General features: G+C 40.7%; 14 protein-coding genes. 9 read left to right on the top strand and 5 right to left on the bottom strand.

The genetic code is table 11. The features are described 5' to 3' along the window. The first annotated feature begins 159 nt into the window (after positions 1-159). The 4 genes from B2O97_RS17630 (at position 160) to B2O97_RS17615 (ending at position 5,550) form a co-directional block, all read left to right on the top strand. Entirely contained in the window at positions 160-567 is a 408-nt protein-coding gene (locus B2O97_RS17630; protein WP_070560728.1) for a cytochrome c maturation protein CcmE, read from the top strand. Positions 568-586: 19 nt separating this feature from the next. Then, the gene (locus tag B2O97_RS17625; protein WP_115046579.1) at positions 587-3,046 is read left to right on the top strand and encodes a heme lyase CcmF/NrfE family subunit; all 2,460 of its coding nucleotides are present in this window, start codon (positions 587-589) and stop codon (positions 3,044-3,046) included. Next, entirely contained in the window at positions 3,046-3,807 is a 762-nt protein-coding gene (locus tag B2O97_RS17620; protein WP_115046578.1) for a Rossmann-like and DUF2520 domain-containing protein, read from the top strand. The genes B2O97_RS17625 and B2O97_RS17620 overlap by 1 nt, the downstream gene beginning before the upstream one ends. A gap of 186 nt (positions 3,808-3,993) precedes the next feature. Then, positions 3,994-5,550 carry an FMN-binding glutamate synthase family protein gene (locus B2O97_RS17615; RefSeq protein WP_070560733.1) on the top strand — a complete coding sequence of 519 codons (1,557 nt, stop codon included), beginning with the start codon at positions 3,994-3,996 and terminating at the stop codon, positions 5,548-5,550. A 103-nt stretch (positions 5,551-5,653) separates the two neighbouring features. On the opposite strand, the gene B2O97_RS17610 is transcribed toward B2O97_RS17615, so the two are convergent. The 3 genes from B2O97_RS17610 to B2O97_RS17600 form a co-directional block, all read right to left on the bottom strand. Further along, positions 5,654-6,097 (bottom strand): MarR family winged helix-turn-helix transcriptional regulator, encoded by a 444-nt coding sequence (locus B2O97_RS17610; protein ID WP_070560735.1) that lies wholly within the window; start codon positions 6,095-6,097, stop codon positions 5,654-5,656. Positions 6,098-6,449: 352 nt separating this feature from the next. Then, positions 6,450-7,226, bottom strand: a complete 777-nt coding sequence (locus tag B2O97_RS17605; RefSeq protein ID WP_070560737.1) for an amidohydrolase — start codon at positions 7,224-7,226, stop codon at positions 6,450-6,452. Positions 7,227-7,310: 84 nt separating this feature from the next. Further along, on the bottom strand, positions 7,311-8,279 hold the full coding sequence (locus B2O97_RS17600) for a polyprenyl synthetase family protein (RefSeq protein WP_286767786.1): 969 nt from the start codon (positions 8,277-8,279) through the stop codon (positions 7,311-7,313). A 111-nt stretch (positions 8,280-8,390) separates the two neighbouring features. Between B2O97_RS17600 and B2O97_RS17595 the strand changes: the two genes are divergently transcribed. Continuing rightward, positions 8,391-9,560, top strand: a complete 1,170-nt coding sequence (locus B2O97_RS17595; RefSeq protein WP_070560742.1) for a glycosyltransferase family 4 protein — start codon at positions 8,391-8,393, stop codon at positions 9,558-9,560. Continuing rightward, the gene (locus B2O97_RS17590; RefSeq protein ID WP_070560743.1) at positions 9,557-9,886 is read left to right on the top strand and encodes a metal-sulfur cluster assembly factor; all 330 of its coding nucleotides are present in this window, start codon (positions 9,557-9,559) and stop codon (positions 9,884-9,886) included. Before B2O97_RS17595 ends, B2O97_RS17590 begins: the two co-directional genes overlap by 4 nt. A 119-nt stretch (positions 9,887-10,005) precedes the next feature. Here the strand turns inward: B2O97_RS17590 and B2O97_RS17585 are convergent, their stop codons facing one another. Continuing rightward, entirely contained in the window at positions 10,006-11,247 is a 1,242-nt protein-coding gene (locus B2O97_RS17585) for a cation:proton antiporter (RefSeq protein WP_046672803.1), read from the bottom strand. 3 nt (positions 11,248-11,250) lie between these two features. Continuing rightward, the gene (locus tag B2O97_RS17580; RefSeq protein WP_046672804.1) at positions 11,251-11,730 is read right to left on the bottom strand and encodes a cation:proton antiporter regulatory subunit; all 480 of its coding nucleotides are present in this window, start codon (positions 11,728-11,730) and stop codon (positions 11,251-11,253) included. A gap of 525 nt (positions 11,731-12,255) precedes the next feature. Here B2O97_RS17580 and B2O97_RS17575 point away from each other — a divergent pair. The 3 genes from B2O97_RS17575 to B2O97_RS17565 are packed head-to-tail and all read left to right on the top strand — an operon-like array spanning position 12,256 to position 14,958. Then, a complete protein-coding gene (locus B2O97_RS17575) occupies positions 12,256-12,663 on the top strand; it encodes a carboxypeptidase-like regulatory domain-containing protein (protein ID WP_236560292.1) in 408 nt (135 codons plus the stop codon). Between the two features lie 3 nt (positions 12,664-12,666). Beyond that, positions 12,667-12,984, top strand: a complete 318-nt coding sequence (locus B2O97_RS17570; protein ID WP_312440242.1) for a TonB-dependent receptor plug domain-containing protein — start codon at positions 12,667-12,669, stop codon at positions 12,982-12,984. Between the two features lie 27 nt (positions 12,985-13,011). Next, positions 13,012-14,958, top strand: coding sequence for a SusC/RagA family TonB-linked outer membrane protein (locus B2O97_RS17565; RefSeq protein WP_286767805.1), 1,947 nt, complete (start codon positions 13,012-13,014; stop codon positions 14,956-14,958). Positions 14,959-15,078: the final 120 nt, after the last annotated feature.

The following is a 15,078-nucleotide window of genomic DNA, read 5'->3' as shown; positions in this document are numbered from 1 at the left end:
TGAGCACAACGTTGTCAGATTTGGGTAATAATCCTTCTGAAAAAACAGGAGGATATCTGGCAGATTGGAATAGCTATTCATCGTTAAGAAAAAACAAACCGGGTGAAACGAGCTCATTTATACGATGAGATCAAACACTTATAAAATAAGTAAATACAAATGAAAAAAAGTTCAATTATTCTAATCGCTATCATTGCTGTCGCAATTGCCATGATACTTGTTATCTATACCGATTCAAGTACCTATTCGACATTTACCGAAGCTAAAGAAAAGAAAACCGAACTATATGTGGTAGGTCAATTGAATAAAGACAAAGCACTTCATTATGATCCCAAAACTGACGCCAACAAATTTTCGTTTTTCATGCGCGACAACGAAGGTACAGAATGTGAAGTGATTTTTAGAGGTGCCAAACCTCAAGATATTGAACGTTCAGAGCAGATTGTATTGACAGGAAAAATGGACGGGAATGTGTTTAGGGCAAGTAAGATATTGATGAAATGTCCGTCAAAATATAACGATAAATCGGTCGTCACCGAGATTAATGCTACTGCTTTCAATAATTAATTCGTAAAATCAATTTTCAATGGACGTTAATTACGTTGGTGAACACCTGCTGCCAGGGCAGATCGGACAATTCTTTATTGTACTTTCTTTTGGTGCTGCACTTCTATCTTGTATCAGTTACTTTTTTGCAACAAAATACCCTGAAGAGCATTCATGGAAAAAAATTGCACGTATGGCCTTTTGGGCTAATGCGGTCTCCGTAGTGGCGATTGGTGCAACTTTATTTTATATTATATACAATCATCTTTTTGAATATAATTATGCCTGGGCGCACTCGTCCAAGACACTCCCTACCTACTATATCATTTCCAGTTTTTGGGAAGGTCAGGAGGGTAGTTTTTGGCTCTGGATGTTCTGGCAAACAGTATTAGGTTCTGTTTTGCTGTTTAAAGCAAAAAGCTGGGAATCGTCTGTCATGACTTTCGTCATGTTATGCCAAGCATTTTTAGCTTCCATGATTATTGGTGTGGAAATCTTCGGTCTGCGTATCGGTAGCTCTCCGTTTATCCTATTGCGTGAAGCAATGGATATTCCAATCTTTAGAGAAGCTAACTATCTTTCACTTATCACCGACGGTAATGGTTTGAACCCTTTGCTTCAAAATTACTGGATGGTGATTCACCCACCAACACTATTCCTTGGCTTTGCGTCGATGATTGTTCCCTTTGCGTATGCAACAGGTGCTCTTTGGACCAAACGTTACAAAGAATGGATCAATGCAGCACTTCCTTGGGCTTTATTTGCCGTGATGATTTTAGGTGCAGGTATTATCATGGGTTCATTCTGGGCTTATGAAGCACTTAACTTCGGTGGATTCTGGGCATGGGATCCGGTAGAAAATGCATCCATTATTCCTTGGTTTACCTTGATTGCTGCTGTCCACGTCATGATTGCTTATAAGAATTCAGGCCACTCCTACTTCACCGCTACATTTTTGGCGATGATCAGCTTTGTGCTTGTGATCTACGCATCTTACCTGACACGTAGTGGCGTCCTCGGAGAGACTTCGGTCCACTCCTTTACCGACCTGGGCATGAGCGGACAATTAATCTTATTCAATGTTGTCTTTTTGGTTATCATGGTGGTCTTTCTTACCGTCAAAAAGAAAGAGATGCCCATCACAGAAAAGGATGAGGATATCTATTCAAGAGAATTCTGGATGTTTATTGGCGCCTTGGTATTGACTGTTGCCTGTGCACAGATCATTGCTTCAACATCAATTCCAGTGTTCAACAAGATCTTTGGCACCAAGGTAGCTCCACCTTTGGATCCAATCCAACATTATAACAAATGGCAATCGGGTTTTGCCGTCATCGTGATGATCTTAACCGGATTTACGCAATTTTTAAAATACAAACGTACCGATAGCCGCAAATTTTTGGCTTCCACTGTAGCATCGTTGGTTGTGTCTTTAATCCTAACGGCTGCTGTAGTCTATTTTACGAAGACGTATACCAACTTGATCTACATTTTGATCACCTTCGCAAGTATTTTCTGTATTCTGGCAAATATCCGCGTATTGGGTGACGCTGTCAAAGGTAAATGGAAACTGGCTGGTTCTTCGGTAGCCCATATCGGTTTTGGTTTATTACTTATCGGTGCCATGGTGGCCGCGGCAACCAACGAAGTCATCTCTGTCAACAACACGGGTTACATCGCTGTATCGGGATTCGACAAAGTAGAAAAGCCTGGCGACAACTTATTCCTGACTGAGGGTGAACCTGTACAAATGGGTGAATACAAAATTACCTATATCGGCGATAGCATTGTTGCTCCAAATACGTTTTATAAAATCAAATACGAGCGGATCGACGAAGAAACAGGCAAAGTGAAGGAGCATTTTGTGCTGCAACCTTTTGCACAAAACAACGCGAAAATGGGGGGGTTGATTGGTACTCCAGCCACCAAACATTATGTTACGCATGACGTATATACACTGATTACAGCGGCCGCAGCTGAAAGTCAAGCAACACACGCCAAAGTTCCTGCTGAAGATAAAACTGGTTTTGAGGACTACGAGGAGCCGGCAACATATCAGGTAAATATTGGCGATACCTTACGCTACCGCAATGGATATTACGTCATTGAAGGCTTAAACAAAGAGGCCCACCTAGAGAAAATTCCAAAGGGACCCAGTGATGTCATGGTTGGATTGAAAATAAAAGTATTTTCGGCCGACAACAAACAGTATGAGGTACAACCAATCTACTTAATTAAAGACGGTGGTGTTTATGACTTCAATAAAGATGTCAACGAGCAAGGGCTTAAATTCAGATTTACGGGAATTAAACCTGACAAGGATAAACTGGAAATCATGGTTTATCAAAAGCCACTTCCAGAAAAGAAATGGGTCGTATTTAAAGCCATTAAATTTCCATACATCAACTTTTTCTGGTGTGGAACGATTGTCATGACCATTGGTTTTATCATGTCCATTGTGAGAAGAAATAATGAGGAGAAACGAAAAGCACTTAAATAATGAACATTGTGATCTTAGGAAGCGGTAATGCCGCTACGCATTTTGGACAACAGTTTCAAAAAACAGGACATCATATCGTTCAGATCTACAGTAAAACAAAGGCCAATGCAAATGCATTGGCCTTTGCTCTTCATTGCGCAGCAATTGACCAACTATCTGAACTAGACCTACATGCTGATCTTTACCTCATTGCCGTTACCGATCGGGCCATTGTGTCGCTGGTAGAAGCGCTACCAAAAGATATAAAAGGTGTTGTTATTCATTGTTCGGGAGCAACCGATCTTTCTGTACTGGCCGGATTTAAAAATGCGGGAGTCATCTATCCACCACAATCATTATCCAAAAATAAAGCAGTCGATTTTTCGACCGTCCCACTTTGTGTTGAAGGTAACACGGATGAAAATAGTGCCGCGCTGCTTCAGGTAGCACAGACATTTGCACCGCGGAGCATCTTTTGTAATTCCCAGCAGCGCTTAGCCATCCACCTTGCCTCGGTTATGGTCAACAATTTTACTAACATCCTTTATCAGATGGCCTACGAGCTCTTAGCAGAAAACGACTTGTCCTTTGATCTAATTAAACCAATCATCCTGGAGACGGCAGAAAAAGTGCAAAATCATATTCCAATAACAGTTCAGACAGGACCAGCGATCCGACAGGACAGCACAACAATGCAAAAACATTTGCAATTTATTAGCAATAAACCAGATTTACAGCAAATCTATCAACTTTTGTCGCAGGAGATTACTAAAAGAAAATAGTTTGTTAGAAACGGTTATAAACTTATCAAAACTTACCTCCAAGGGGTAAATATATCCATTTACTTCAGGAACTTTAGTACATTTGCTTCGTCCAAAAGCGCATTTTGGAATGCTAATTGAGTAATAAAATAATCAGTTGGGCTAAACATTAAAATAGCGAATTAAAACTAAACAATCGTATTTTCTATGGAAGTTAGAAAACTCATTCTTTCAATAATGATTGTGATTAATTTAATCATTGTATCATTTGGATTTATATTTACATCAAGCTGGTTTTGGCTGCTTATCATCCCATTTCCATTGCTATTGATCGCGTTATACCATAGTTTCCAGACCAAACATGCCATCCTACGCAATTATCCCTTAGTTGGATATTTCCGTTATATCTTCGAATCTATTCGTCCTGAATTGAGACAATATTTTTGGGAATCGGATATGGATGGACGTCCTTTCAACAGAAGACAGCGTTCGATCGTATACCAACGTGCAAAAAATCAACGTGAAACTGTCGCATTTGGTATGCAGACTGATCCACAGGCTGTCGGGAATGAATGGGCTGCGCACTCTGTTTTCCCTTGCCATATCGAAAATCACGACCTGCGCACCACTGTTGGAAATGCAGCCTGTAAAAAACCTTATAGCTTAAGTGTGTTCAACATCTCGGCAATGAGTTACGGTGCGTTGAGTAAAACAGCGATAACGGCATTAAATAAGGGTGCTGCACTTCAAAACTTTGCACACAATACCGGCGAAGGGGGAATCAGCGATTACCACAACAATGGGGGTGATTTAATCTGGCAGGTGGGTACAGGTTATTTTGGGTGCCGTAATAAGGAGGGAAAATTTGATCCGGAACTTTTCCGAGAAAAATCCAATCGTGAAAACGTGAAGATGGTCGAATTGAAACTTTCGCAAGGTGCTAAACCCGGTCATGGGGGTATCCTTCCAGCGGCAAAAAACACCCCTGAGGTCGCGGCTATTCGTCACGTCATTCCAGGAACAGATGTGATGTCGCCTCCAGCACATAGCGCTTTCTCCTCACCGACTGAAATGATGCACTTCATACAACAGCTGCGCGAGTTATCGGGTGGAAAGCCTATCGGCTTCAAAATTTGTATCGGCGATAAACATGAGTTTATCGACATCTGTCACGCCATGCAAAACACACAGATCTTCCCGGATTTTATCTCCGTAGATGGATCAGAAGGTGGTACGGGAGCTGCTCCACTGGAGTTTACAGATAACCTAGGGATGCCATTATACGATGCATTGGCATTTGTAACGAAAACTTTGATTGCTTTTGGTTTAAAAAAACATGTTAAAGTTATTGTATCAAGCCGTATTGTAACGGGTTTCGATATCTTGAAAGTCATTGCCTTAGGCGCAGATGCATGTTATAGTGCTCGTGGTATGATGTTCGCTTTAGGTTGTATTCAAGCACTTAAATGTAATGAAGACGTTTGTCCGGTTGGAGTTGCCACGCAACAGCCGCATTTATACAAAGGACTCGACGTAAATGATAAATATGTACGCGTAGCTCAGTTCCATCGTAATACATTACGTGCTACAGTCGAAATTATGGAAGCTTGTGGCTTCAAAACACTTGCGGATGTATCGGCAGATAAATTCTATCGTAAGGTAGATGCTATCCGGACATTAAGTTTTCAGGAAATCTATTTCGGAACTGAAGGTAAATTGGTCAATAGCCACACAGATTTCGAAAGCAAACTTTTCGAAGATTAACTGCTAGAAATTCATATAAAAAAGGTCCCCTATGTTGAATACATAGGGGACCTTTTTTATACGCTGATAGTTCCCTAATAAAATACCCCCTCACTAAGTATCTTTATTTCAGATTAAACAGTACGCGATGCAGAATGGTATTTGATAAGGCAATTTGATCGTCGGCCAAGCCCCCTAAGGCCTGTTCAATAGTATTTTTTGCCTGCTTCATTCCTTCATCCTTCATCTTTCGTCCTATTTTTGTTAAATAGATCAGATTGGACCGTCTGTCGTTTTTATCATTAACGCGGATAACCAAATTTACCCTTTCCAGGTTATTAATTAATCGAGTGACACTTGGTTTATCTCGAAATGTGCGAACAGCAAGCTCCTGCTGGGTGAGTCCCTCTTCTACCCACAGGTTATACATGATACTCCATTGTTCAGAAGTAATGTTTAACCCGGCCTCCTTGAGATTACGCTGTAATCTCCGCATAACTGCAATTGAGTATTTCCCTGTTAAGAAATTATAAAAATACTCTTGTGATACTAAATCTTGGTCTAACATATGAATAATGGTTATGGTTGTTTACGCAACTTATTTTAATAATAAAACGTCGTCTTTAATCCAATATGAGAAAAAGCTAAACGTATTTTGGCTAATAGTTAGCCTAAATTACGCTTTAATATAGCTGTCTCAAACAAAATTTTATCAACATGTCATAAGTAGATGTTGATAAATCATAACAATTTGATTTATACTAGACTGAATTTAATAAATAAAAAGGATACAAACAAAACCTTCACAACTTTGCAAACACCAACAGCAATTAAATCAAACTGAAGGTTCTTTCTGACCAATAAGATCAGGCACTCTCAGAAAAAATAAATGCTTGCAATTGTACCTAATTTAGAGGATGTTATCCGATTGAAAAAGAATCGGAATCTTTTAAGAAAGGAAATTTCTCGCGTGCTTCCAACAGGTCGTTCGGATTTAAGGTAAAGGTATACAAGTCCTCATCTTCCGGTTTATAATACACCACGTCACCAAGAGGGGATATACACATAGAGCCACCAGAATAGTAAATATCATTACCGTCGTGCCCAACACGGTTTACCCCAACAACATAAGCTTGGTTTTCTATTGCACGTGCCGGAATAAGAGCTCTCCAATGTGCTGAGCGCTTGTCTGGCCAGCTGGCGGTATACACTAAAATATCATATGCTCCGTTTTGATTTTTAGACCAGACTGGGAATCTCAGGTCATAACAGATCATCGGGCAGATTTTCCATCCTTTGATATCAACCAGGATACGTTCATTTCCTGGCTCAAAGTACTCGCTTTCTTTGGATAATCCGAAAAGATGACGTTTATCATATTTTACATATTTACCGTCTGGAAACATCCATACAAAGCGATTATAGTATTTCCCACCTTCTTCGATAATCAAAGAACCGGCAACAACACAGTTAAGTGAGCTTGCCATTTCAAATAGCCATCTTGTCGTAGGTCCATTTGCAGGTTCTGCACATTTCTCGACATTATTCGTGAAGCCTGTATTAAACATTTCGGGGAGAATAATAACATCCGTTTTCTCACGCAATGAGGAAAGTCTCAAGGCTAGATTATTTAGATTCTTCTCAATATTTTCCCAGAATAAATATGCTTGAAATACGGTGATTTTTAAAGGCTCCATGAACGTAATCTAAAAATTTATTTAATTATTTTCTTACAAAAAAAACATTTAATGGCAAGATACGAATTTTAATAGAATTTATACTTATTGCTGTCTTACCAAAAGGTTATTTGCTAACACTAATAACGCTTCTTTGCGATCATTTGGTACATTCAATGCTTCCATTTTTTCAAATGCCCGTTGCGTATAGCTATCTTTCAACTCGTCGGCCGCAGTTTTAATCGCATACTTCTCGTATAAGGCAAGCATATCCGCTACTTTTGATGGAGCAGTCTCTATAGTGGCATTTAATAGGGCTTGTAAAACCGTCTTATCATCATCCGAAATTACTGCCATCAACTTCACCAATAAAAAAGTTTTTTTATTGATCATGATATCACCACCAACAATCTTTCCAAAGGTATCTGGATCTCCATATGCATCCAAGATATCGTCCTGTAATTGAAATGCTAAGCCTACGTTCTCTCCAAAATCGTAGATCAGCTGCTGTTGCTGTTCATCTGCTCCCGACAGAATAGCCCCCAACTGTAATGCTCCGCCCAATAACACCGAAGTTTTAAGACGGATCATCTCAAGATACTCAGGCATTGTCAGCGAATCCCGGCTCTCATAATCCATATCTAATTGCTGGCCTTCACATACCTCCATAGCCACTTTACTCAAAATTTTCAAAGTTGCAGGCAAGTAAATAGGATTACACTTTGAAATTTCCTCATACGCTTTGACCAACAAGCCGTCTCCAGACAATATGGCAATATTAGCATCCCACTTTTCGTGAACTGTCGTTTTACCTCTTCTTAAAGGAGCCTTATCCATCAGATCATCGTGGATCAGTGAAAAGTTATGAAAAAACTCCACTGCTTTGGCAGCAGGGATAATTTCCTCCATCTCTTGCATGCCGAATAATTCGGCGGCCATCAATGTCAGCACAGGTCGAACCCTCTTTCCGCCCAAAGTCAATATATACCGTATCGGATCATATAAATTTGATGGTGTTTCAGGAAATTGACTTGTCTCTATCGCCTCTATCACGAGTTGTTGTAAATGTTGCATATATCTTTACGATCGAATCTTGCGAATATAGCAATAATCATATAGAAATGGCAATTTTGTCCCTTTAAAGGAAGTCACCTCAAAATTGTACATTTGTATAAGTCTTTTATTATGCGCATACTGATTATCCATACATTTTATCAAGATCCTGGTGGTGAAGACACTGTATTTCAGCAGGAATCTTCCCTCCTCGCGCAAGGACATGAGGTCCAAACGCTAACGTTTCAAAATAAAAAGGGGTTGCAGGGTGCACTACAGACAATAGGATCTTTTTGGAATATTTGCGCTGCTCAACGTGTCAAAAAAATAATTCGGGCGTTTAAACCAGACATCGTTCACGTTCACAACACGCATTATGCAGCAGGCCCGATTATCGTGCGTACCATTGCCAAACTCGGCGTCCCCCAGGTCATGACCCTGCACAATTTTCGTTTACTATGCCCTTCGGCGACACTGTACCATCACAACCGTCTCTTTCTGGACTCACTCCAAGAGGAGTTTCCGTGGACAGCCGTCCGACAAAAAGCATTTAACAACTCGATAGTAAAAACATTTCTTCTCGCACTGAATTACTGGTTTCACCGCAAAATTGGAACTTGGGCAAAAGTAAATCGCTACATCAATTTAAGCTCCTTTGCAAAGAACATATTCGTTGAATCGACCTTGCATCTTCCGCCTACTAAATTCGCGATCAAACCGAATTTTGTCTTTCCTACGACAATAGCACCAGAGGGTCCGCAGGCCCACTTTGTATATGTCGGTCGTCTTTCAGATGAAAAGGGGATATTACAGCTGATCGATGCTTTCATCGGCACAGATTTTCAACTAGCAATTATCGGCGGCGGTCCGCTCGAAAATGAGGTTTTGAGAAGCATTAAACACCAGGCGAATATTTCCTACCTCGGTTTTAAAAAGAGATCAGAAATACTTCCCTTGATAGCCAAAGCACAGGCTTTACTTGTACCATCGATTTGTTTTGAAGGGATGCCGATTACGATTCTTGAGGCTTATTCAGTCGGAACAGCTGTGCTTTGCTCCAATTTAGGCCCGCTCCCCGAACTGATTATCCCCGGCAAAACAGGACAAACGTTCGATCCCCACAACAAAAACGATATTATCCAATGCTTAACGGAGTGGAGCACAAAAACAACAAATGAAAAAGATGAGATAAGAAAGACCTGTATTGCTTACTATTTTAGTAATTTTACTCCTGAAATAAATGAAGCGAAATTATTAGCGATCTATCAGGACGCTATTCACGATAAAAAACGGAATAAATGAGTATCATTATATTAGATAAACTGGGTCTAGCGCCACAAATCCAAGCTGTACTGGAAACAATTTATGATCCTGAACTGAAACCCGCAAATATTGTGGATTTGGGGCTTGTATATGAAATCATTACGAAGGAAGAGGGTATTGCAAAGATTGTAATGACGCTGACTGCTCCTGGCTGCCCCGTGGCAGGCGAAATCATGAATGAAGTTCAGGAAAAAGTTGCTGCTGTAGCAGGTGTCAAAGAAGCATTGGTCGAATTGACATTTGATCCACCCTGGACAAAAGACATGATGTCTGAAGAAGCAAAACTGGAGCTGGGTTTTTTGTAAAATTCACCGACTAATCAAACAAAACAGGGCTATCCAAGAATATTGGAAAGCCCCGTTTTGTTTGTATATGCTATATGCCTCTCCTAAAACATCGTTTGAGCTGTACCCTATCCGCAGGTCTATCTGCCCTGATTGTTTTCCAAATCGCTCAACTTTTTCAAAGGCTTGGCACTATTGGCATCCGCACCGAAAAGTAATTTCCAAAGCTTACGTGACTCTTTGGTCAATAGTGGGGATACAATGGAAAGAATGAGCACATATACGACCACAAAGGATTGAATAACGGGTAATAAAGCCCCTGCTTTACCAATATTTGCCATGATAATGGAAAACTCCCCCCGTGCAGACAAGGTAAAACCAATATCAAAGGACGTTTTAGGTTTCATACCCGAAAATTTAGCTGCAAAATAGCCCGAAGCAAGATTCCCCATCACCGTCACCAGCGCTGCAATCGAAGCCCAAAAGACAGCTCCTCCAAGGGACATAATGTCAATAGACAATCCGAAACTAAAGAAAAACATGGCCCCAAAAAAGTCCTTATAGGGCAGCACCATCGATTCAATCTTTTTGATGTATTGCGAATCCGCCAACACTAAGCCGGCCATCAATGCCCCGATAGCCTCCGCAACATGGATGGTTTCGGAGAAACCTGCCACAATAAAAAGTAAGGCAAAGATGATCAATATAAATAATTCAGAAGTTTTTTCCTTCAATAAGCGATCGATCGCAGGCACCAGTTTTCTGCCCAAAATCAAAAAGGCCAATATAAATCCCAAAGCCAGTAAGGAAGTTCCAGCTACCGTCCAAAACGAACTGCTTCCTGTCAGTATCAGGCCCGAAAGGAAAGAAATATGCATCGCTATAAACAGGTCATCGAACATAATCATTCCCATGATCACCTCCGTCTCCGGGTTGGCTGTACGTTTGAGATCTGTCAGCACCTTTGCAACAATGGCCGTGGATGAACTCGTCATGATACCGCATAACACCATCATCTCCTTAAATGGCATATCCATTAGCCATCCGATCAACAAACCTGAAGTAAAGTTCAATAAGACGTAAATTGTCCCACCGGTGACAATTGCTTTACCGGACTTAATCAGCCGATTGACCGAAAACTCAAGTCCCAAGTAGAACAGCAGGAATAATACACCCAACCGTCCCATGAAATCTATAAAGGGTTTACTTTCTGTAAATGTTAAATCCACCAGACCAACCTGCGGAGCGTGCTGCCCCAAAACCATTCCTATAATAATGAAAAATGGAATAACAGAAAACTTAAGCTTATTAGCTATTAGGCCAACAATGGCAACAAGTCCTACAGCGATTCCAATTTCCAGAATTAAGGTATGTGATAGCATAAATTACAGTAAAATTTCCTTCAAAAGTTTAATATTATTCTTCTTTCCAGCGATGACAAGTGTGGTGCCTGGGCTAATCAAATAAGACGGTCCTGGATTTATAACCGTATCATCATCCCGTATCCCAGCAATAATCGATGCGCCTGTACGTTGACGAACTTCCAGCTCTCCAATTGTCTTACCAGCACCCTCATTTTTGCCTTCCACTTTGTACCATTCAATGCGTAAATCGTCCAAAGCAACTTCAATTGTCTCCAATGCTTTAGGCTTATAGGACAAGCCACCGATAATACCCGCAATCTGCCGAGATTCATCGTCATTGAGTGTCATGACGCAACGTGACTCATGCTCCTCGTCATCATAGCGATAAAGTTCCCGTCTACCATCGTCATGGATAACAACAACCATATTGTCTCCCGCATCGGTTTCAATTTGAAATTTTTTTCCAATTCCAATCAGATCGGACTCTCTTACAATAGACATAATTTTCTATTTAAATAAATACTAATAATATAAGCTTCATAACGTGGTATACCACAATTACAAAAGCAAGCTGAAGGTTCTTTCTCGCAAAAAAACAAAGACTTTGAGGAAAAACAGCATCAGCCCTTAGCTACTAAAACACAAATTTAGCCAAAAAATCAATCTTAAACGAATCCGCAGGTAGCTAACGGGATGGGCTACAAAGAGCAAATTACCCCAAAATACTAAAAAAAGAGCAGAAAAACGACTCTTTTAACCGATTTCATCCCTTTTTTCGACGTATGGCATCGTGATGACATAACTGAACAACACTAAAAACGCTCGAGGTACATAGGCTATTAACGATCCGAGTTCCTAACAGAACAAATCAGCTTTTATTAGCTCCAATTTTCATTACAAATACCCATTTCTATAACGTTTTCGTAGTTCATGCAATCGTTTGTTCCAAGAAGCAATAGAATTGCCAAAGGTTTATTTCTTTATAATTGCCGCATTAAACACTTACTGAATCTAAATTACACACCTATGGTCAAAAAGAGTCATCTCATCCTTCTGACACCATTATCAATCTTGTCATTAGCGGCACCTATTTACGGGGTAGCGAACCCACGTAATTTAGTTGCAATAACCAGTCTTTCACCCTTTCAGCAGGTCGTCTCCGGAAAGGTCATTGATGAAACCGGGAAACCAATAAGCGGGGTTACCGTTTCTGAAAAAGGTAAAGCGGCAGCAACGACAACCAATCAAGACGGAATCTTCTCACTGAACGTCAGTTCAAAAAGTGCCATCCTAACATTTAACTCGATCGGATTTACGGCGAAAGAAGTTCCCGTATCACAAGCAGCACAAATAACCTTGACAAAATCCGAGGATGTTTTGGATGAAGTTGTGGTCGTAGGTTATGGTAAACAGAAAAAGAGCGATTTGACATGAAGTATCGGTACAGTTGAAGCAAAATCCCTGGAACTAATAAATTCACCGAATGTTGTCGATAAACTTCAGGGTAAGATTTCTGGTTTAGCGATCAATTCCGGTTCGGCCAAACCTGGCGAAACAGCTTCTATCAATATCCGCGGTGAGAACTCGATCTCGGCGTCCAATGCACCCCTAATTATCCTGGATGGAATTCCTTTTAGTGGCTCCCTGGGCGATATCTCTTCCAATACAATTGCCAGTATCTCGGTACTGAAAGATGCTTCATCCACCGCAATCTATGGTTCAAGAGCTGCAAATGGCGTTATCCTCATCACCTGAAAAAAGGGTGCCGCAGGGAAAGCACGCATCAATTACAACGGCTATTTTGGGGTTCAAAGTGTAGAACGCCGCCTTAAATTGATGAACGGTCCACAGTACATCCAATTTATGCGTGATTACCAGGCTTCGAAAGGAAAAACCGGCGATCAGCTCAACCCAGAAAATTATCTTTTTGCCAACGTATTAGAACAATACAAAAAAGGGGAAGAAGTCAATTGGCAGGACGAAGTATTCAATAGTGGCGCTCCCATTCAGGAACATCAACTCAGTTTTTCGGGTGGAACGGATAAATCCGATTATTATGCATCTGTAAGCTACCTAAATCAAGATGGTGTGGTAAAAAACACGCCCTACGAAAGATATAATGTCAATCTAAACCTCAACCAAAGTTTAAGCTCTTGGTTAAAGCTAGGAATGACCATGCAGGCTTCTCAAGGGAACCGTGACGGCGTACAGCCTAACCTTGAAAGTGTTGTAAAACTTTCCCCTTACAGTAAAAACCGTGATGCCGATGGCACTGCTGTAACGTACCCGATGTACGCACAAACCTTGTGGGCACACCCTTTCGCAGACGAAAAAGGCCAATGGGATCAGACCAGAAGAACGGTCTATGCGAATACTTGGCTTGATGTGAAACTCCCTATTGAAGGATTAAGTTTCAAAACCACCTTCGGAACCAACTACCGAAATATTAACGAAAACTCCTACTATGGCTCAAATACGGTCACAGGACGCGGCGTGAATGGTACCGGATCAATTTACAATGAGCATTTCTGGGACTGGACCTGGGAAAATCTCTTGACCTATGACCCTACCTTTGGTGACCATAAGATCAATGTCGTGGGCCTCTATTCTTCCCAGAAAACAAATTTGAAAACTTCAAAAATGAATGGAGACGATTTTGTATCAGATGCCGGATATAACAACATGGCTTCTGCCTCTAAAAATCTTAAGATCGAATCCAACCTTCAAAATACAGCGATGATTTCCTATATGGGAAGAATCAACTATGCCTTTAAGGATCGTTACCTATTAACCTTAACAGGTCGTTCGGACGGTTATAGCGCATTTTCTGTTAACAACCGATATGCATTTTTCCCATCCGTTGCAGGAGCCTGGGTAATTTCTAAAGAAGGGAATGTGCAGGACTATTTCGACTTGTTAAAACTTCGTGTTTCTTATGGTAAAAATGGAAATCAGGCCGTATCACCTTATCAAACTTATGACCGTCTGACCAACGTCGATTATATTTATGGTCTTGATCCAGTCAAAGGACTTGTGATGAATTTCAATGGCCGTGGAAGCAATCTAACGTGGGAAACGACAGCTTCATTAAACCTTGGTTTGGATTTTGGGATTCTCAAAAATAGACTTTCAGGAACGATCGACTACTACTCCTCTAAGACATCGGATCTTTTATTAAGTGAACAGGTCCCTGTCATGAACGGCTATAACACCATTTTGACCAATATCGGTGAAACTTCCAACAAAGGGATAGAAGTTACCTTGAATGCCATACCTGTCAAAAATGACCATTTCCAATGGAATGTAAATACAACCTTTGCTTATAACAACAATAAAATCACCAAACTGCGCGCTGACGGAAAAGATGATTTGACCAATGCCTGGTTAATCGGAAAGCCTATCCGTATATTCTACGACTATAAAGTCATTGGTGTATGGCAAGAGGGCGACGACATCGCAAACTCCTATCAACCTAAAGCGAAACCTGGCGATGCCAAGTTAGCAGACCTCAACAACGACGGTATAATCGATGCCAATGACCGTACCATTATTGGGAACAAAATATCACCTTATACACTCGGTATAGGCAATGATTTCACGTACAAAAATTTCTCCCTGTCGTTCTTTATGAATGGGGCATTTGGTGGAACGAAAATAGATGATTTCAAAAACATCGAACGTTTCTTACCTAACAACGGCGCCAATTATCTTGCTGACATGCCTTACTAGACACCGGAGTGTACAAACACAGACATCCCATCCCCTGGATACACGCCAGTAAACAACCATACGTATTATATCAATTCATCCTATTGGCGAGTTAGGGACTTTGGGCTATACCTTTGATAG

Source organism: Sphingobacterium sp. UBA865, assembly GCF_002295765.1.
GTDB classification, from domain to species: domain Bacteria; phylum Bacteroidota; class Bacteroidia; order Sphingobacteriales; family Sphingobacteriaceae; genus Sphingobacterium; species Sphingobacterium multivorum.
Note: the sequence above shows the minus strand (reverse complement) of the source record. Positions and strands in the feature narration are given on the sequence as shown.

What these genes read in the sequence shown, in the direction of transcription:
- B2O97_RS17630 (WP_070560728.1), top strand. Translation starts at nt 160, where the DNA reads ATGAAAAAAAGTTCAATTATTCTAATCGCTATCATTGCTGTCGCAATT.
- B2O97_RS17625 (WP_115046579.1), top strand. Translation starts at nt 587, where the DNA reads ATGGACGTTAATTACGTTGGTGAACACCTGCTGCCAGGGCAGATCGGA.
- B2O97_RS17620 (WP_115046578.1), top strand. Translation starts at nt 3,046, where the DNA reads ATGAACATTGTGATCTTAGGAAGCGGTAATGCCGCTACGCATTTTGGA.
- B2O97_RS17615 (WP_070560733.1), top strand. Translation starts at nt 3,994, where the DNA reads ATGGAAGTTAGAAAACTCATTCTTTCAATAATGATTGTGATTAATTTA.
- B2O97_RS17610 (WP_070560735.1), bottom strand. Translation starts at nt 6,097, where the DNA reads ATGTTAGACCAAGATTTAGTATCACAAGAGTATTTTTATAATTTCTTA.
- B2O97_RS17605 (WP_070560737.1), bottom strand. Translation starts at nt 7,226, where the DNA reads ATGGAGCCTTTAAAAATCACCGTATTTCAAGCATATTTATTCTGGGAA.
- B2O97_RS17600 (WP_286767786.1), bottom strand. Translation starts at nt 8,279, where the DNA reads ATGCAACATTTACAACAACTCGTGATAGAGGCGATAGAGACAAGTCAA.
- B2O97_RS17595 (WP_070560742.1), top strand. Translation starts at nt 8,391, where the DNA reads ATGCGCATACTGATTATCCATACATTTTATCAAGATCCTGGTGGTGAA.
- B2O97_RS17590 (WP_070560743.1), top strand. Translation starts at nt 9,557, where the DNA reads ATGAGTATCATTATATTAGATAAACTGGGTCTAGCGCCACAAATCCAA.
- B2O97_RS17585 (WP_046672803.1), bottom strand. Translation starts at nt 11,247, where the DNA reads ATGCTATCACATACCTTAATTCTGGAAATTGGAATCGCTGTAGGACTT.
- B2O97_RS17580 (WP_046672804.1), bottom strand. Translation starts at nt 11,730, where the DNA reads ATGTCTATTGTAAGAGAGTCCGATCTGATTGGAATTGGAAAAAAATTT.
- B2O97_RS17575 (WP_236560292.1), top strand. Translation starts at nt 12,256, where the DNA reads ATGGTCAAAAAGAGTCATCTCATCCTTCTGACACCATTATCAATCTTG.